The sequence below is a fragment of the Anabaenopsis elenkinii CCIBt3563 genome (assembly GCF_015245355.1).
GTDB classification, from domain to species: Bacteria; Cyanobacteriota; Cyanobacteriia; order Cyanobacteriales; family Nostocaceae; genus Anabaenopsis; species Anabaenopsis elenkinii.
Window position 1 is genome coordinate 2,209,645 of record NZ_CP063311.1, and the last position, 19,271, is coordinate 2,228,915.

Consider the following 19,271-nt stretch of genomic DNA (forward strand, 5'->3'; position numbering starts at 1 on the left):
ATATTAGTGAATTCCATGTTAGTTATAAAACCCTATGAAAATTTAGATTTATGATATAGATTTACCTTCTCGATAATATTTTTTTGTAGATGCAGAATTATCTATTTCGTTACGAAAGGTATCCATAATTCCTATAATCTCTGTATGTAATTCATCATAGTCTTTACCATCTATATCAAGATAATTTCCATGGGCTATACTATTTCTTTTTTTGAGTAATTTTTCATCTATGAGAACCTCTTTTGAAGCATAAAAAGTATAGTTGAATCCTAGCATACAAACTATTTCTTTAAAAACTGATGACGATAAATTAGATGTCGTAATTCTATTCGTATATTTTATCGAACTACGTTCACTCATCTTTGTGATAAAAAATTCTGCTACTTCATTATATATGGTTGCCTTATTAGTTTCATTAGCTTGATCTAATTTATCTTTCATTGCCAATGCTATAAAATTATGATCCAGGTTTTTATATGGTAAATTTTGCATAGCGACAAATTCTAAATAACTATTGGCAGATACTTTGATAAATCCCTCCCAGTGAGCATATAGCATCGTGATTCCACTACGAAGTAATGCATTATGTTCTCCTGAAGAAAATGATTTTGAACCAATCATAGCTTTTAATGCTGATAACTCTTTTTTTCGCCACGCAAGTTCTTCTGCCAGTTTATCACTTAGCTGCTCTAAAGTACGTATTTTCATTCCTGAAACATCTTACGACCAAGGGCAACTAATGTTGGCACTCTTCGCTGTGGAGTATTACCAGAGGCTGACCAATTTCTATATTCAGGACTATTCCAAAATTCTTTTACTTTCTCTCTGACATCAATAGGTGAGTTAGATATATTTTTATAGTTGTAACCAATTCCTAAAGCAATGACTTCATAAGCAGATAGTAGGAACCCACCTAAAAATTTATCTTTGGTTGGAGAATATTTACGAAAACTATCATTTCCCAGATGTTCATACAAAATTTTAAATGTTTGATTAAATGCAATTTCCTCTTCAGAGTAATCAAAATCTTGTTTTTTAGCCATTTCTACCATTTTATCTGTTAAAAATCCACTTAAATCATTGCCTATTTTTTTCATTTCTCTTTCTTCAAGGGTGCGAAATACTAAAAACCTCAGTAGTAGTTCCATATCATATTGTTGTTCAATTGGTCGTTCACTGAGAGCTATACATTCTCTAAACATCTCATTTTGACTTAATGTTTTCATCCACTGAAACATCTCCCGATTAAACATTACTAAAATACAGCTTCTGACTTCTTGTGGTGTAGCTATGGAACCACCTGTATTCAATCTTTGAAATAGTTCATACTTGGCAACTTCGTCACTCTCTTTTAGAAGAATAGTTGCATCAATTTTAGCTCTTTTAATTAATAAGCGTTGTGTTAGAGTTAAAGAATTAAGCGGATCAGATGTATCTTCCCATTTCTTGCCTTCTAAATCGGGTAAATATTTAGTTTTTTCCAGCACTAATGGTGCTAAAACATTTTGATTTTCATCCTTGAGTTTTCCCACAAATTCATATATTGTCGATAGTCTTTGAAGACCATCAACTACGTCCCAAACTCCATCTTCACGTTGAGATACAAAAATAGGTGGAATTGGAATTCCTAATAAAATAGACTCTATTAAACTGGTTTTTTGGCTATTAGTCCAACGAAAAAATCTTTGAAACTCCGGGTGTATATCAATTTCTGAATTTTCATATAAGCTAATCCATTCTCCAATAGACATTGAATATTGATCGACTCTAATTTCTTGTCTTATTTTGTCGATTTCTTCTTGAAGGGACATATTTACTACTCCAATTTTTGCAATAAATAGATTTTTGGTGCGATAGAAAGATTATTTTTGATCTTTAGGTTGACATATTTAACGTTTTATTGTTTCTTTAAAGACAAATTTAGCATGATGAATCAGCGTTAAATAAGAATATACATAAGCCTGCTTATGTATATTCTTACGTTAATAGTTTCGGGAGAATTATCTACTTATCAAAAAAGTCTATTTTCCCGGAAAACATTAAAACTGCTGTAAAAATCGTAAATCGCTACCATATAAACGGCGGATATCATCGATTTGGTGTAACACCATAGCAAAACGTTCTACACCAAAACCAGCCGCAAAGCCAGTATAAATTTCTGGGTCATAACCTACAGCTTTCATCACATTAGGGTCTACCATACCGCAGCCCATTACCTCTAACCAGCGACCATTCCACTGCAAATCTACCTCAGCAGAAGGTTCTGTAAATGGGAAATAGCTAGCACGGAAACGAATAGGTAAATCACCAAATATTGCTTGTAAAAACACCTTTACAGTACCTTTGAGGTCTGTAAAAGTCAGCCCCTCATCGATGGCTAAAAGTTCTATTTGATGGAAAACCGCCGAATGAGTAGCGTCTACATGATCACGCCGATAAACTCGCCCTGGAGCCACAACCCGGATGGGTGGTTCTTCTTTTTCCATGTAGCGGATTTGCACAGATGAGGTGTGAGTACGGAGGAGATTACCATCTGGTAAGTAGAAGGTATCCTGCATATCACGGGCGGGGTGGTCGGGGGGGGTATTCAGAGCCTCAAAATTATAGTAGTCTGTTTCCATCTCTGGCCCTTCGGCTACGGTGTAGCCCATACCCACAAAAATATCTAGGGCCTGGTCGATAATACCATTAAGTGGGTGAATTCGACCTTGAGGGCGGTAAATTCCCGGCATAGTTACATCGAGAGTTTCCGCCTCTAGCTGTGCCTGAATTTTGGCTGCTTCTAAAGCCGTACGCTGCTGCTCTAAACTATTTTGTAGGGATTCCTTGACAGTGTTGGCGATCGCCCCAATTTTGGGTCGTTCCTCCGCACTCATTTGTCCCATACTGCGCAATAAAGCCCCCAGTTGACCTTTTTTACCCAGATAACTGATTCTGAGTTCCTCTAGACGTTCTAGGGTATCGGCCGCGGCGATCGCTTGTTCTCCTTCCTGGCGCAGTGCTAAAAGTTGAGCCTCTAAATTCGTAGTCATTAGTTATTAATCATTGCTCATGAATCATTGGTTATCTTGGTCTACGACTTGGGACTGCTACCCAATCACTGTACACAACAGGCCAAATCAAAACCCAACCTCTGTTTACTAGTTTAGAGGTGATTGGGTGTTTGAGAGTTTTTTTGCCTCATACTACACCAGATAGAATATTGAGAAATAACCGATAACAAGATCCATGAAATTACTCATTAGTAATGATGACGGAGTTTCCGCCTTAGGCATTCGTACCCTAGCTGATCGCCTAGCAGCAGCAGGCCATGATGTCAGTGTAGTGTGTCCAGATAGGGAGCGTTCCGCCACCGGACATGGATTAACCATGCACCAACCCATTCGCGCTCAAGCCATAGAATCAGTTTTTCATCCGGCTATTAATGCTTGGGCTTGTGATGGTACTCCCTCAGACTGCGTGAAATTGGCACTGTGGGCCTTGCTAGATTCTCCCCCTGATTTAGTTCTCTCCGGTATCAATCAAGGGGCGAATTTAGGTACTGAAATTCTTTATTCTGGTACCGTTTCCGCAGCGATGGAAGGGGTAATTGAAGGTATTCCCAGCATAGCCTTAAGTCTAACCAGCCACACATCCCAAGACTTTCAACCTGCTGCTAAGTTTGCCGAAATGCTGGTAGAGAAACTAGCTCTAAATCCCTTACCAGAATTAATGTTGCTGAATGTCAATGTTCCCCCTGTACCTTGGGAAAAAATCGCCGGGGTATCTTTTACCCGCCAGGGAGTGCGGCGCTATGTTGACGTTTTTGACAAGCGAGTAGACCCCCGTGGCAAGATATACTACTGGTTAACCGGAGAAGTTTTAGAGGAAGTGGAACCGCCCAAAGGTTTACATATATCTGACGATGTGCCGATTGATGTCCATGTGATTCGCAACAACTACATCAGCATCACACCATTACAATACAATCTTACCTATCCTACAGGATTAGACAAGTTATGTGGTTGGGAATTTCCTCTCACTTGACTATTAAGGTTGTAAGTCGAGGCAATTGTAGATTTTAGATTAGATTGGAGATCAAGAGCTATTAGCGCCATCGCCTACAGTCGCGAGTTAGCCGCAACGGAGGAGCAACTTTGTAGACCCCTGACCGTAAAGTAGCTTGTGACTGATGGCTAAATCAACCTAAATTCCCAGAATCCACGTGCTAAATTTGTCTAAAAATGGGTGTTCTTTGTGGGTTGCTTCCTCAGCGGAAGGGCTGCTCAAGCCAACTGCTGTCGCTCTTGGTAAATTTGATGGTGTGCATCTTGGACATCACAGAGTTATTCAACCAATTTTGCCCGCAGCATTGGATAGGGAGAACACCCAGCCACAAGAACAAACATACTCGACAGTTGTCACTTTTGACCCCCATCCCCTGGAGTTTTTTTCAGGTCAACCCAGAGCTTTGCTCACACCACTGGATGAAAAAGTCCAACAATTGGGTTCTCTAGGAGTAGAACAACTTGTACTGCTACCTTTTGACAAAGAATTATCTGCTTTATCTCCCACAGATTTTGTAGATAAAATTCTAGTGCAACAACTCCAATGTCGCCGCATTAGTGTGGGACAGGATTTTTGTTTTGGTAAACAGCGTCGTGGTACTGCTCAAGATTTGCAATTACTAGCTGGGAAGCACCATATCCCCGTGACTATTGTTTCTTTACAAACTTATACCGATAATACCCCTTCCCCTGAGACTCCCATTAGCACTTCACTCATCCGCCACTACTTGGAAAGTGGCGAGATTAAAAACGCCAGCTTTCTACTGGGACGACCTTACACCCTCATTGGTACTGTGGTTGCTGGTGCAAAAATGGGCAGAACTATCGGTTTTCCCACCGCCAACCTGCAATTACCACCAGATAAGTTTGTCCCCCGCCAAGGTGTATATGCTGTCCGCGCTGCTATTATGGGTGATACACCAGACCCAACTACGATACATGATCAATTGGGTGTGATGAATATAGGTAAACGCCCCACAGTCAATGGTAGTAACTTATCTGTGGAAGTGCATCTATTCGATTGGTCTGGTGATTTATATGGCAGAAAACTGACTGTGCAGCTCGTCGATTTTTTGCGCCCAGAACAGAAATTTCCTTCTCTAGAACACCTGAAGACACAAATTCAACTTGACTGTAATATTGCTAGGGAAGTTTTGAGGGTGAATGCTGATTTGAGCTAATTAAATGTCCTATTCCTGAAATAATTACCGCTCTCCACACCTATATGATCTCATAACTAACATATAGGTGTGAAGAGTCATCAAATCAAAACCATCTTGGCATTTAAGTGTAAAATACAATCATGCTACTAAGATTCAAGACTCAACTTAAAGTCAACAAGCAACAAAGGCTGCCACTGGCTGAACAGGGACAGAGTAGCTATACAGGCTTGGAATCTAGGTTTAGCACTATGTCAACAGATTATTAGAATAGATGCCAATTTAAACTGTGAAATCAAACCAATCCATTGACCGATTGGATCTACTTTTTCCTGTTTTTGAGTTCACTCTGATTTTATGCCCATCTACAACCTGAATGGCTGGATTGGGTTAAATTCTTATAATCAATACAAAAACTTTATTTTCCCTCACCCTTGATTTAGTTCCCTAATCTGCCATGCTAAAACTCTTGTTGGGCGATCCCAACGCTCGTAAGCTGAAAAAATACCAACCTTACATTACTGAAATTAACCTGCTAGAGGAAGAGATTCAAGCTCTTACCGATGAAGATTTAAAAGGCAAAACAGGAGAATTTAAACAGCGCCTCCTTAAGGGCGAAACACTTGATGATATTCTGCCAGAAGCTTTTGCTGTGGTCAGAGAAGCCGCACGGCGAGTATTGGGGTTGCGACATTTTGATGTCCAGCTGTTGGGCGGCGTCATCCTGCACTCTGGACAAATTGCCGAAATGAAAACCGGAGAGGGTAAAACTCTGGTGGCTACCTTACCGAGTTATTTAAATGCCCTGAGTGGTAAAGGTGTACACGTAGTTACAGTCAACGATTACCTGGCGCGTCGGGATGCTGAATGGATGGGACAGGTGCATCGGTTTCTGGGGCTAAGTGTAGGGCTAATTCAGTCAAGCATGATTCCCAGTGAACGCCAGAAAAATTATGAGTGTGACATTACCTATGTGACTAATAGTGAGGTGGGCTTTGACTACCTCCGGGATAATATGGCAACATCTATGGGTGATGTGGTGCAACGCCCGTTTAACTATTGTGTCATTGATGAGGTAGACTCGATTTTAATTGATGAGGCGCGAACACCCCTGATTATTTCTGGTCAGGTAGAAAGACCTACAGAAAAATATGTCCGTGCTGCTGAAATTTCCTTCAGTCTGCAAAAAGATCAGCATTATGATGTAGATGAAAAGGCTCGCAACGTATTGTTAACTGATGAAGGCTTTGCGGAAGCAGAAAATCTTTTGGGCGTTACAGATTTATTTGACCCGGAAGATCCCTGGGCGCATTTCATGTTCAATGCTATTAAAGCTAAGGAACTGTTCCTCAAGGACGTAAACTACATCGTTCGTAACCGTGAAGTGGTAATTGTCGATGAGTTTACTGGACGGGTGTTACCAGGAAGACGTTGGAGCGATGGTCTACACCAAGCAATTGAAGCTAAAGAACACGTGGATATTCAGCCGGAAACTCAAACTCTGGCAACAATTACCTATCAAAATTTGTTCTTGCTTTATCCTAAACTGGGCGGGATGACAGGAACGGCTAAGACTGAAGAGCCAGAATTTGAAAAAATCTATAAGTTAGAAGTGGCGGTAATTCCCACCAATCGCACCAGGAAACGTCAAGACTTGGCGGATATGGTGTTTAAAACTGAACCGGGGAAATGGCGGGCGATCGCGGGGGAATGTGCCGAAATGCACGAACTGGGCAGACCAGTTCTAGTAGGAACCACTAGTGTGGAAAAATCAGAATATCTCAGCCAGCTACTCAAACAGAAGGGGATTCCCCACGAACTGCTCAACGCTCGCCCAGAAAACGTAGAACGGGAAGCGGAAATCGTCGCTCAGGCAGGACGCAGGGGGGCTGTAACTATTGCGACTAATATGGCTGGGCGGGGTACAGATATTATCCTGGGTGGTAACTCCGAGTATATGGCACGGTTGAAGTTGCGGGAATATTTCATGCCGCGAATTGTCATGCCGGAAAATGAAGATGTCTTTGGTGTACAAAGGGCAGCTGGGTTACCCTCTGGACACGGTGGCGGTCAAGGTTTTGTTCCTGGGAAAAAAGTCAAAACTTGGAAAGCTTCACCAGAAATTTTTCCGACTCAATTGACAAAAGAAACCGAACAGTTATTAAAAGAGGCTGTAGAGGCGGCTGTGGCCGAATATGGTGAACGCAGCTTACCAGAACTGGCTGCAGAAGATAAGGTAGCCATAGCAGCAGAAAAGGCTCCCACCAATGAGCCCGTAATTCAAAAATTACGGGAAGCTTACAACCGGGTGAAGCAAGAATACGAAGAATTCACGGAGCGCGAACATGATGAAGTGATTTCCTTGGGCGGTTTGCACGTCATTGGTACAGAACGCCACGAGTCACGCCGCATTGATAACCAATTGCGGGGACGGGCCGGACGACAAGGTGACCCGGGTTCGACCAGGTTCTTCCTCAGTTTAGAAGATAATTTACTGCGGATTTTTGGAGGCGATCGCGTCGCTGGGTTAATGAATGCTTTCCAAGTCGAGGAAGATATGCCCATTGAATCTGGAATGCTCACCCGCAGTCTGGAAGGCGCACAGAAAAAAGTCGAAACCTATTACTACGACATTCGTAAACAGGTGTTTGAGTTCGACGAGGTGATGAATAACCAACGTCGCGCTATCTACGCCGAACGCCGCCGGGTTTTAGAAGGTCAGGACTTGAAAGAACAGGTGATCAAGTACGCTGAAAAAACCATGGATGAAATCGTTGATTTCTACATCAACCTAGACTTACCTTCTGAAGAGTGGGAATTAGAAAAGTTGGTGGATAAGGTCAAGGAATTTGTCTATCTGCTAGCGGATATGGAAGCAAATCAATTAGAGGATATGACCGTAACGGAGATTAAGGCATTCCTCCATGAACAGGTGCGAATTGCTTACGACCTCAAAGAAGCCCAGATTGACCAGATTCAACCGGGACTGATGCGACAGGCCGAAAGGTTCTTTATCTTGCAGCGTATAGATACCCTGTGGCGGGAACATTTGCAACAAATGGATGCTTTGCGGGAGTCTGTGGGCCTGCGGGGTTATGGACAGAAGGATCCGTTGATTGAGTATAAGAGTGAGGGTTATGAACTGTTTTTGGATATGATGATTAACATCCGCCGGGATGTAGTTTACTCGCTGTTTATGTTCGAGCCTCAAGCTCAACCTAGGGTGCCGGCTTAGTGAGATGGTATAAGTTTTTTTGCACTCGCAGTCGCAGAGGCGCAGAGATGTTTTTCTGCGTCTTTTTTTGGGTCTGATGGATGAACGTGTAATTGGTTTTACTGGAATGATAAGATGATTTAGTGACTAAATGAGCAATTCTACTAAATTATGACTTCGATTCTCCAACCTTTGCAGATTGGTAAACATATTGCCCGTTATCCTATCATCCAAGCTGCTATGGCGGTGCGGGTGTCTGGAGCCAAATTAGCGGGCGCAGTTGCTAATGCTGGCGGGGTGGGAATGATTGCTTCTCTAGGTTTGGGTTTAGATTCTCCGTATTTTAACTACCGTAAAAAAAGTACTTTCTTTACAGCCAACCGTCTGGCTTTAATTGATGAATTGAACAAGGCCAGGATGATCAGCCCCCATGGGGTGATTGGGGTAAATATAATTGTGGGTACTAAGGATTACCCAGTTTTGGCTCGGACAGCGGCAGCCCACAAGGTGAGTCTGATTATTACTGGCGGAGGTTTACCTTTAAATTTACCAGAGTATACAAGTGATTTTCCTGATGTGGCTCTTGTGCCTACAATAGCTAATGTGCAGGGCGTAAGGTTGATTTGTGAAACTTGGAAGGGTCGCTACAATCGCTTACCTGATGCTTTGATTGTGGAAAATTGCCAGCAGGTGGGGGGACATTTTAGCCAATGTGATAGCGGTAGCGTGGCGTTACCCATACAAGTCAATGTCCCGGGGTTTTCTATTGGGCTGGTGATTTCCCAAGTGCGGGATTATTTAGCCCGTGAAATGGGTGTAAGTATACCTTTAATTGTCACAGGTGGAATTAGCGATCGCACGGATATTAATCAAATGTTAGCCATGGGGGCTAATGGTGTACAAATGGGTACTCGCTTCGTCACGACCATAGAATGTGATGCCCATTCCTGTTATAAAGATTTTCATCTGCGGGCCAATCCTGAAGATATTGTTACTGTCCCCAGTCCCATAGGAAAACCCAGCCGTGCTTTACGCAATAGTTTTACACAGGAGATTATGGCAGATTCGCCACAGCAACGGCGATGTATTGCCAACTGTTTAGAAACCTGTCTGTTTCGAGATCAAGGTAAAACTTACTGCTTACTTAATGCACTGGCTCAAGCCGCCCGCGGGGACGTGGAACATGGTCTAATTTTTTCTGGGGCTAATGTGAGTTGTACGCAGAAAATTATCTCTGTTGCCGAACTGATGGCAGATTTAACTGCTCAAAGCTAGCACCTCAACCCTAACTCCTCTCCTGACTCAGGAGAGGGGAGACTTTGGCGCTCCGGTCTAACGTACAGTTTCCCGCAAAGGCTCAGTATCAATGGGTTTGATTAAATAAAGTAAAAATAGATTCCACACAATTGCCACCATCAAAGGTAATTTCGCCATGAGCTTGACAATTTTCGGCTGAGAACTGCGCCCAATCTCTGCAAGTTTTAAGTTGTAACCTGCACAGCGTTGCAAACGGGGGAAAAACTGGGGATGTTCCGTATTTAACATCACAGGAAAAGCCCGTCCCGCCGTTTCATTAGTATTACGGACAACTTGCACATCAAATTCTGTGGCATCTAGTCCCAGTGACTGATAGAATCGGGAACGTTCATGAACGGTGAGAGTGTGGGTAGCAAATACCGATAACAAGAAAAAGCGGCTCCACAGCCTTGCTTTCCAGTTGTTCCATAGTTGCGGTTGGGAACGTAAAAGTGCCTTGAATATATCCCCGTGGCGGTTCTCGTCCTGACACCAACTTTCAAAATAGCGGAATATGGGGGAAAATTGGTTTTCTGGGTGCTTTTCTAAATGTCTGTAAATAATAATGTAACGCCAGTAACCAATTTTTTCTGAAAGGTAAACGGTGTAAAGTACCCATTCCAGGGGGAAAAAAGTATAAGTACGGGTTTTAGTCACCAGTCCTAAATCCAGGGAGAGTTTAAAATCTCCCATAGCTTTATTGAGAAACCCCGCATGGCGAGCTTCATCTCGGGCCATGAGTTGAAATATTTCCGCTAACAGGGGGCTACGATTTTTTAACTTGCGGGATAATTCCTTGAACAGCAAGAAGCCGGAAAACTCAGAAATGCAAGAGCGTTCTAAATACTCAATAAACGCCTCCCTAGCTTCACCGTTAATGTGTTCCCAAGACTTTTCAAAGGCGTCATCCCGCACGAAATGATGGCGGTTGTAGTCTGCCCGCATTTCTGCTACCATCGCCTGCAATTCCTTTTCCTGGGCGGATAAATCCAGGTTGGCTGCGGTTTCAAAATCTGTAGTATAAAACCGGGGGGTAAGTACAGTTTCTTGACTGGGGATTTTAGTTTCTGGTTTAGGTAGGGTATTAACCATGATTACTCTGGTATGCAGTTAAATAATTGTATAACTATAAAGTTATGCCAATTGCATCGATTTGGCTAGGGAGTTATAGCAACCGCCAAGGTAATTTAAGCATAAACTATAAGTAGTCCCTTTTCATGTGAAGCGATCGCTTGCTACAGGTATATGCCCAAGCCGTACAGTTACGACCTTCGTCAAAAAGTAATCCAAGCGATTGAACTCGATGGCTTGAAGAAAACTCAAGCCAGTCAAATGTTTAATATTAGTCGCAACACCATCACCCTATGGTTGAAGCGAAAAACCGAAACGGGGGACTTCCAAGCCTTGCCTAATCAGCGTCCTGGGAATGGTCACAAAATTACCGATTGGGAAAAATTTCGTGAGTTTGCTTCCGTACATGGCGATAAAACCCAAGTAGAGATGGCCTCACTTTGGCCTGAAGAAATTAGCGATCGCACAATCTCAAGAGCTTTGAAAAAAATTGGTTTTACGCGAAAAAAAAGACTTATGGCTACCGTGAGCGCGATGAGGTCAAACGACAGGCTTTCGTAACGCAGTTGTCTGAGTTACCTGTGGAGAAGATTGTATACCTCGATGAGTCAGGAATGGACAACCGAGACCAGTATGATTACGGTTGGAACTCAAAAGGACAGCGCTTCCATGCACTTAAATCAGGTCGTCGTGAAGGTCGGGTGAACATAATTGCCGCGCTGTGTAACCATAAGCTGATAGCTCCTTTCACTGTTGAGGGTGCGTGTAATCGAATAGTATTTGAGACTTGGCTTGAAGCTTGTTTGCTTCCCACACTCAAACCAGGACAGGTTGTGGTGATGGATAATGCCACATTTCATAAAGGTGGGCGCATTCAACAACTGATTCAGTACGCAGGGTGTGAAGTGCTGTACCTACCACCTTATTCTCCAGACCTGAATCAGATTGAAAAATGTTGGTCTTGGTTAAAAAGTCGAATCCGCAAAAAACTTGAGCGGTTTGATTCTTTACGAGATGCCATTGAGGATGTCTTGCTTTTTGCGTCCTAACCTCCTTGGCGGTTGCTATACCAAGAAAAACCTCCCCGGGTTGAGTTAAGTTTTGTAACCTCTGCCCATAAATTTAATTGAATAACTATATAGTAATTAAGTAGTAAATTACCCTAGCTAAAAGTTGCAGAGGTTTTAACATGGCTGAATCTTTAAATCATACCACATTGCTGACATCCCCAATACCCCCGGATTCACGGCAACGGGCGCAGCAATTCATGGAGAAATTACAAGATGAAATTTGTACAGCCTTAGAGCAACTAGACGGGGAAGCACGCTTTCACCAAGACCACTGGGAGCGAACCGGAGGGGGAGAAGGGCGGACTCGCGTCATTAGCAAAGGGCGGGTGTTTGAACAGGGCGGTGTTAACTTTTCTGCAGTTTGGGGAAATAGCCTACCACCGGCAATTTTAGCTCAACGCCCAGAAGCAGCCGGACATGAATTTTTTGCCACTGGTACCTCAATGGTATTACATCCTCGTAATCCTTACGTACCAACGGTACACCTCAACTACCGTTACTTTGAGGCTGGGCCAATTTGGTGGTTTGGCGGTGGAGCAGATTTAACACCATATTATGCCTTTACTGAGGATGCTGTTCACTTCCATCAAACACACAAAAATGCTTGTGATGCCCATCATCCACAATATTATCCCGTGTTCAAACGCTGGTGTGATGAATACTTCTACCTGCAACATCGTCAAGAACAACGGGGTATTGGTGGTATTTTTTTTGACTATCAAGATGCTAGTGGCAAGCTTTACGTAGGTTCTCAAGCAGATACTCCCGCAGCAGTTTACAGTCAACAAGTAGGGAATGTCTCCCGTGATTGGGAAGATATCTTTGCTTTGGTGCAGGATTGCGGTCAAGCATTTTTACCGGCTTATTTGCCTATTGTACAGCGGCGCCAGGGGATGGAGTATGGCGATCGCCAAAGGCAGTTTCAACTATACCGACGGGGGCGCTATATCGAGTTTAACTTAGTCTACGACAGGGGAACAGTTTTTGGGTTGCAAACCAATGGCAGAACCGAATCAATTTTGATGTCGCTACCACCTCTAGCACGGTGGGAATATTGCTACCAGCCAGAACCAGGTACACCAGAAGCACAACTGACGGAAATCTTTCTCCAGCCCCAAGACTGGATAAATGGGAGTTATGCCCAGAAATAACAAGATTGTGGAGCAATGTGGTTGTTGAGGAAGTATTTAGTGAAATTTAATTTATTACCAACTGTACCGGGTAAACCCCAGGCTATGGCTCTTGATTGGGGAGCAGTGGTGGTTTTTGCTACTGTTCACGCCCTAGCATTACTGGCTCCCTGGTTCTTCTCTTGGACTGCATTAAGCATAACTCTATTTCTCCATTGGCTATTTGGCAGTATTGGAGTCTGCCTAGGCTATCATCGGCTATTAAGCCATCGCAGCTTCAAAGTTCCCCGGTGGTTAGAGTATGCGATCGCGGTTTTAGGTGCATTATCCTTACAAGGTGGGCCAATCTTTTGGGTAGCTGGACATCGTTTGCATCATGGGTACACCGAAGATCCAGATCAAGATCCCTACTCCGCCAGCAGAGGTTTTTGGTGGAGTCATATTCTGTGGATTTTTTATCCCCGTCCAGAATTCTTTGACTATGAGCGCTATGGGCGATTTGCTCCCGACCTGGCACGAAACCCCTTTTACCGTTGGCTCAATCGCTACTTTATCTTATTGCAAATTCCCCTAGCCTTATTGCTCTATGTTCTAGGTGGTTGGTCATTTGTGATCTATGGCGTATTCTTAAGGACTGTGATTCTGTGGCATACAACTTGGTTGATCAACTCAGTTACTCATATGTGGGGATATCGGACTTTTCCCAGCGAAGATAACTCTTGTAATCTCTGGTGGGCGGCGATTCTCACCTATGGCGAGGGGTGGCATAATAATCACCATGCTTATCCTCACGTAGCCAAATGTGGTTGGCGGTGGTGGGAAATTGACCTTACCTGGTGGGCGATTAAGTTCTTAAAAACTGTGGGTTTAGCGACAAATGTCAACTTACCACCAACCCAGGTAATTGAAAGCAAAAACTGGTAGATTTTATCCGAATCCAGATATACTCAGATACACTAGTGGCGGGCAAGATGCCCGCACCACAAAAGTTGTATACTTTATTAAAGATTTCACTACCTAATATACTTACAATTGGCTATTTATTTCAAATTATTAAATTATTGTTTATGGATATAGAGGAAATTCTCAAAAGTTACGCCGAGGGAAACAGAAACTTTCAAAGACAAAATTTACAAGAAGCGGAATTGACAAACGTCAACCTCACAGGGGCTGATTTTAGCTATGCTGACTTACGTCAAACCCGACTAGGTAAAACTAATCTCAGCCACAGCTGCTTACAGTCTGCAGACCTAAGTGAGTCTATCCTTTGGGGTATAGATTTGAGTGAAGCTGACTTACATAGTGCTATCCTGCGAGAAGCTGACTTAACCGGTGCAAAACTGGTGAAAACACGTTTAGAAGCAACTAACTTAATTAAAGCTAGTTTATCTGGTGCTAACTTACATGGTGCAAACTTGTCTGGTTCTTTGCTCTTACAAGCAGACCTACGCCCCAGTAGCAACCAGCGTACAGATTTGGGATATGCGGTTTTAAGAGGAGCAAATTTAAGTTATGCTGACCTCAGAGGTATTTCCTTACATCACGCTAACTTAGATTTGGCAAAGTTATGCCGCGCCAATCTGGGTAAGATCATACAGTGGGGTAACTTGGCGGTGGATTTAAGTGAGACTAGTTTACAAGGTGCTGACCTAAGCTATGCCAATCTAGATAGTGCCATTTTGCGAGGTGCAAATTTACAAGGTGCGGATTTAACAGGGGCGATTTTAATAAATGCTGACCTAGGGGGTGCTATCATGCCTGATGGTACAGTTCACGATTAAACAGGACATCTTGCCAAATTACCTGTTACTAAAAAAGCTCAGGTCTGTACTTTCGCCAATAGTAAAAATTGCACTCATTGTTATCATTAATCTTACTCCATAATTCTAAATCAGGTGAATTTTGCCAAATAATTGAACTAGGATTAACAGCAATAATCCAACCAGCTTTTTGCACTCGCACACACAAATCTGTAGTTTTCAAGTTGAGAGCAAAATCTTTATATATTCCAAGATGCTGCATAACTTGATATGGTAACAGTAGAGATTTGGCAGCACAATATTCTACCTGAATATAGGGTTTATTGTGTAGTAATTCTTCGCCTAAGATATTATTGGACTTGGGACGATTGGTTGATGATTGTAGGTAATTACTATTAATCAAGTTACCAAGTTCTTGAATAGTTTTAGGTTCTTTGCGCTCATAAACCTGAGAACAAACTAAACCAACTTCCCGATGATCTTGTAAAGTTGTGATCAGGGTACTCAGAGCCAAAGGGTCGAGACATACATCACCGTCAAGTAGCCAGATATAATCGTATTTGAGCTTACTGACAAATTGCAAACCATAATATAAGCCGTCATCATTAGCTAATTTTTGTTCTGGTTGCAGAAATGTAATGGGAGCAAAGTCAAATTTTTGTAAATAAGCTTGACTAACTGCATCTAAAGTATTCCCTACAATGTAGATATGAATTTTTGTCTGATATAATTTCTGTTTGCGAATATCTTCCAGAATTGAAGACAGAGAGTCTAAATTATAATCAGCCTGAATAATAATTGCCACCTTCATAATATTCTGATGATAAATATGGGCTTGTACCTGTGGTTGAGCTAAAAATCCTGCTAAATAAGATTTCACTTTTACCAATCTCCACAACGCCTATTTGATATTTGGGAATTTTCAATGGACTAATGAACTAAAAATATGCATTTTCTGGACTTACGTAAATGACTTATAGGTATGGTGAGTGAGACTGTATAAATTGTGTAAATCAAGTAAAGCACCAGACAGTTACGTAAAATCTAACTTGAAAAATGCACAATAAAATAGTACATAGCTCAAGAATGTAACTTTTTTGTTTTTCTTTACTCTTCTATCTAAAGGATGAAGACTAGCAACCAATTAAGGCAGAGTAGGTAAAATATATAACCTGAAGTTTTCTAGGATATGATGGCAGTGAGGCTTTTTTTCAACTAGGCATATGAGCAGACTACAATCGCACTGCAAAGATATGCGAAAATAATCTCACCGAAAATAATACTTTGCGCCTTTGCGCCTTTGGGTGAAACAATTATCAAATATGGCGATCGCGATCGATTTTGGTACAAGCAACACAGTTATAGCCCGTTGGAACCCGGTGACCCAGGAGCCGGAAACCCTGATCATACCGGGTTTATCAACTCAGCAAGGCTTCAACCCCCCAGTAATTCCCAGCCTAGTATACATAGAACAAGCACAACAGGGTAAAGTATTAGTAGGGCAAGAAGTACGGGATCGTGGTTTTGATCTCAAGAACGAAACCAGATGCTTCCGTAGCTTCAAGCGGGGAATTGGTGCGGATATTCAAGGTTTCCTCCCAGAAATAGATGGGGAGAGGATTACCTTTGAGCAAGTAGGACAATTATTCCTGAATAAATTAATTGCACAACTAGCACCCATAGAAGGGGGGTTAGATTCTCTAGTGTTAACAGTACCAGTAGACAGCTTTGAAGCTTATCGTTACTGGTTAGGGCAAGTTTGTCAAGCCCTACCGGTGGAAAGGGTACAGATGTTAGACGAACCCACAGCCGCCGCCTTGGGTTATGATTTAGTAGATCGAGAAATTCTCTTAGTAGTTGACTTTGGCGGTGGTACATTAGACTTGTCTTTAGTGCGCTTAGATCAAAGTCTGCAAACCAAAAAGCCTGTAGGATTCCTGTTGAAATGGGGTAATAAATCTTTGGGGGAAAATTCCCGCCAAAAACCTAAAACAGCCCGTGTACTAGCCAAAGCAGGGCAAAATCTGGGGGGTAGTGATATAGATAATTGGTTAGTAGATTACTTTGCCAAAACTCAGGGACTAGCGGTAACTCCTTTAACCACAAGATTAGCCGAGCGGGTAAAAATTCAGCTATCAACCCAAAACCAAGCCAGTGAAGTTTATTTTGACGATGAGAACTTAGAAAGCTATGAATTGGGATTAAACCGGGAAATGTTCGACAATATCCTGCAAGAAAGGGGATTTTTTGCCCAATTAGATCAGTCAATGACCAGTTTATTACAACAAGCGCGACGACAGGGCATAGAAGTTACAGATATTAACGCCGTGTTGTTAGTGGGTGGGACTGTGCAATTACCCGCAGTGCAGACATGGGTAAAACAGTATTTTCCTGGGGAAAAAATCCGCTGTGAGCGTCCCTTTGAAGCGATCGCTCAAGGTGCGTTACAGTTAGCCCAGGGGATGGAAATCAAAGACTTTCTCTATCATAGTTATGGTGTCCGCTATTGGGACAGCCGCCAACGCCGTCATAATTGGCATTCTATTATTAAATCTGGACAGGCGTACCCCATGAGTGAGTCGGTAGAATTAGTTTTGGGCGCTTCTGTGGAAAATCAACCCAGCATTGAATTAATTATTGGGGAATTGGGTTCTCAGACAGGTAGTACGGAGGTTTATTTTGACGGCGATCGCTTGATTACTCGCCGTTTAGAAGCGGGTGTCACCAGTGTTAAACCCCTCAATGATCAAGCTGGTGCGAGAACCATCGCCCAACTGACACCACCGGGATATCCGGGAAGCGATCGCATTAAGGTTTTGTTTCAAGTAGATGAACAACGTTTTTTACGAATCACAGTGGAGGATTTGTTAACTAATGACACCCTGTTAGAAAATCAACTTGTAGCCCAACTCAGTTAGTTGAAAGTCAAAATCCCCTGGTCTGCGTCCAAAGTTGCTAAGACACCCACAGGTAAGGCCCCATTGGGACTTTCATGACCGAATGGTAAATCAGATACAATAGGAATACCCAAATCACCCAGGCGATCGCGGAGAACTTCTTCTACACTAAAGCTAGGTATACCTGGGGTTGCTTGACATTGAGTAAAGCTTCCCAAGGCCAGACCACGAACTTTGGACAACAGACCACTTAAACGCCACTGGGTGAGCATACGGTCAATGCGATAGGGTGCTTCGGCGACATCCTCCCATGCTAAAATCACACCATCTAACTTCGGGAGCAAAGGTGTAGCTAAAAGATGAGTAGCAACCGTAAGATTACCTGGTAGTAACAGACCAGTGGCGATTCCACCACCCCAAGGACAACCTTTGAGGGGAGGAATAGGACGACCTTCGACAACATCGAATAATCGCCCAATTGACCAATCTGTTTCATTTCCTAAAGTCGTGAGCACAGGAGCATGAAGACTGGAAATACCTGCTGTGTACAAACTCCATAGCAAAGCTGTAACATCAGAAAATCCTATGAGCCATTTTGGTGGTCTACCGTTGAGATTCCAAGTCCAATTTTCCAAAATCCTGGTGCTACCAAATCCGCCCCTGGTGCAGAGGATACCACGACAAGCTGGATCTTCCCAGGCTTGGGTGAGCTGTTGGCGACGAATTGTATCTGTTTGTGCTAAATATCCCCATTTATCAGCTAAATTGGCGACAATTTCCACTTGATAACCACGCGATCGCCAAATTTCTACACCCCTTGACAATGCTGGAAATTCTCGCAACGCACCACTAGGAGCAATCACCTTTAATAAGTCACCAGGTTTGAGGGGTGGGGGTAATATCTGAGACTGCATCATTAAAACCCTTGTTAATTGATGATTTTAGTTAATGTTGAATTAACACTGCATTGTATCGGTGTAAGGTTAACAAAGGCCGCGGTGGATACCCACGCCAAAAGATTTATGATGTGCAAAAGTGGTCTCATCCCAGACTATACTTAGTTGCAACCAACAAAACCTATGATCAACTTGAGGTCAACTCTGTTCTTATTTGCATTCATGGGAAGTCTGGCCTGGACATCCCAGGTAAGCGCCCTTGTCCCCAGTCAACTGACTGTGGTAGTTAATGGACTGCGAAACACACAAGGACAGGTGTGTGTGACCATATTTGCTAATAGTAAAGGATTTCCTAATAATCATGATGGCGTACTCAAAAGTAAGTGTAATCAGATTGCTGGCACATCCTCAACAATTACTTTTGATAACTTACAAGCTGGTACTTATGCTGTAGCTGTTATCCATGATCAGAATCAAGATCAAATCCTGAATCTGAATTACTTGGGTATCCCCACCGAAGGCTTTGGCTTTTCCAGAAACCCAAAAGTGCGCACCAGTGCTCCTAAATTCCAAGATGCTGCTTTTTTCTTAGCAGGGCCAAATACAGTTATCCAAGTTACCATGAAATATTTTTGAGTTTTATTTTTAATTGGAAATTTAGGCTGGGTTAGCAGTTAGTTAATGAAGGCTTGCGAGTTACGGCGCTGTGGAAAATCTTCTATGATTATTAT

Annotated in this window: 16 protein-coding genes; 10 read left to right on the top strand and 6 right to left on the bottom strand. The window is 42.6% G+C overall.

The window, feature by feature from the left end:
• Positions 1–48: 48 nt before the first annotated feature.
• The 3 genes from IM676_RS09725 to pheS all read right to left on the bottom strand — a co-directional run bounded on the left by IM676_RS09725 (position 49) and on the right by pheS (position 3,032).
• The gene (locus tag IM676_RS09725; protein ID WP_200989990.1) at positions 49–708 is read right to left on the bottom strand and encodes an MAE_28990/MAE_18760 family HEPN-like nuclease; all 660 of its coding nucleotides are present in this window, start codon (positions 706–708) and stop codon (positions 49–51) included.
• A complete protein-coding gene (locus tag IM676_RS09730) occupies positions 705–1,811 on the bottom strand; it encodes a DUF262 domain-containing protein (RefSeq protein ID WP_200989991.1) in 1,107 nt (368 codons plus the stop codon). Before IM676_RS09730 ends, IM676_RS09725 begins: the two co-directional genes overlap by 4 nt.
• A gap of 228 nt (positions 1,812–2,039) precedes the next feature.
• A complete protein-coding gene (pheS, locus tag IM676_RS09735) occupies positions 2,040–3,032 on the bottom strand; it encodes a phenylalanine--tRNA ligase subunit alpha (RefSeq protein ID WP_200989992.1) in 993 nt (330 codons plus the stop codon).
• Between the two features lie 196 nt (positions 3,033–3,228).
• On the opposite strand from pheS, the gene surE reads away from it, so the two are divergent.
• The 4 genes from surE to IM676_RS09755 all read left to right on the top strand — a co-directional run bounded on the left by surE (position 3,229) and on the right by IM676_RS09755 (position 9,695).
• Positions 3,229–4,026: a 5'/3'-nucleotidase SurE gene (gene surE, locus IM676_RS09740; RefSeq protein ID WP_200989993.1), complete on the top strand. Its 798-nt coding sequence runs from the start codon at positions 3,229–3,231 to the stop codon at positions 4,024–4,026.
• A gap of 178 nt (positions 4,027–4,204) precedes the next feature.
• Positions 4,205–5,227 (top strand): bifunctional riboflavin kinase/FAD synthetase, encoded by a 1,023-nt coding sequence (locus IM676_RS09745; RefSeq protein ID WP_200989994.1) that lies wholly within the window; start codon positions 4,205–4,207, stop codon positions 5,225–5,227.
• A 436-nt stretch (positions 5,228–5,663) separates the two neighbouring features.
• Positions 5,664–8,441: a preprotein translocase subunit SecA gene (gene secA, locus IM676_RS09750; protein WP_200989995.1), complete on the top strand. Its 2,778-nt coding sequence runs from the start codon at positions 5,664–5,666 to the stop codon at positions 8,439–8,441.
• 150 nt (positions 8,442–8,591) lie between these two features.
• On the top strand, positions 8,592–9,695 hold the full coding sequence (locus IM676_RS09755; protein WP_200989996.1) for an NAD(P)H-dependent flavin oxidoreductase: 1,104 nt from the start codon (positions 8,592–8,594) through the stop codon (positions 9,693–9,695).
• 57 nt (positions 9,696–9,752) lie between these two features.
• Here IM676_RS09755 and acsF read toward each other — a convergent pair whose 3' ends face one another.
• Positions 9,753–10,808 (bottom strand): magnesium-protoporphyrin IX monomethyl ester (oxidative) cyclase, encoded by a 1,056-nt coding sequence (gene acsF, locus IM676_RS09760; protein ID WP_200989997.1) that lies wholly within the window; start codon positions 10,806–10,808, stop codon positions 9,753–9,755.
• Between the two features lie 153 nt (positions 10,809–10,961).
• On the opposite strand from acsF, the gene IM676_RS09765 reads away from it, so the two are divergent.
• The 4 genes from IM676_RS09765 to hetL all read left to right on the top strand — a co-directional run bounded on the left by IM676_RS09765 (position 10,962) and on the right by hetL (position 14,768).
• A protein-coding gene (locus tag IM676_RS09765) for an IS630 family transposase (RefSeq protein WP_200986959.1) occupies positions 10,962–11,836 on the top strand; the annotation gives its coding sequence in 2 pieces (ribosomal slippage) (positions 10,962–11,291 and positions 11,294–11,836; 873 coding nt in all).
• 140 nt (positions 11,837–11,976) lie between these two features.
• On the top strand, positions 11,977–13,008 hold the full coding sequence (gene hemF / locus IM676_RS09770) for an oxygen-dependent coproporphyrinogen oxidase (protein ID WP_200989998.1): 1,032 nt from the start codon (positions 11,977–11,979) through the stop codon (positions 13,006–13,008).
• Between the two features lie 84 nt (positions 13,009–13,092).
• Complete coding sequence (locus tag IM676_RS09775) at positions 13,093–13,911, top strand: acyl-CoA desaturase (RefSeq protein ID WP_200990150.1); 819 nt, start codon at positions 13,093–13,095, stop codon at positions 13,909–13,911.
• A 143-nt stretch (positions 13,912–14,054) separates the two neighbouring features.
• The gene (hetL, locus tag IM676_RS09780) at positions 14,055–14,768 is read left to right on the top strand and encodes a heterocyst differentiation pentapeptide repeat protein HetL (protein WP_200989999.1); all 714 of its coding nucleotides are present in this window, start codon (positions 14,055–14,057) and stop codon (positions 14,766–14,768) included.
• 28 nt (positions 14,769–14,796) lie between these two features.
• Here the strand turns inward: hetL and IM676_RS09785 are convergent, their stop codons facing one another.
• Entirely contained in the window at positions 14,797–15,627 is an 831-nt protein-coding gene (locus tag IM676_RS09785; protein ID WP_200990000.1) for a glycosyltransferase family 2 protein, read from the bottom strand.
• 442 nt (positions 15,628–16,069) lie between these two features.
• Between IM676_RS09785 and IM676_RS09790 the strand changes: the two genes are divergently transcribed.
• Positions 16,070–17,665 (top strand): Hsp70 family protein, encoded by a 1,596-nt coding sequence (locus tag IM676_RS09790; protein WP_200990001.1) that lies wholly within the window; start codon positions 16,070–16,072, stop codon positions 17,663–17,665.
• Here the strand turns inward: IM676_RS09790 and IM676_RS09795 are convergent.
• Positions 17,662–18,558, bottom strand: a complete 897-nt coding sequence (locus tag IM676_RS09795; RefSeq protein WP_200990151.1) for a S66 peptidase family protein — start codon at positions 18,556–18,558, stop codon at positions 17,662–17,664. The genes IM676_RS09790 and IM676_RS09795 overlap by 4 nt on opposite strands.
• 165 nt (positions 18,559–18,723) lie before the next feature.
• Between IM676_RS09795 and IM676_RS09800 the strand changes: the two genes are divergently transcribed.
• A complete protein-coding gene (locus tag IM676_RS09800; RefSeq protein WP_200990002.1) occupies positions 18,724–19,176 on the top strand; it encodes a DUF2141 domain-containing protein in 453 nt (150 codons plus the stop codon).
• Positions 19,177–19,271: the final 95 nt, after the last annotated feature.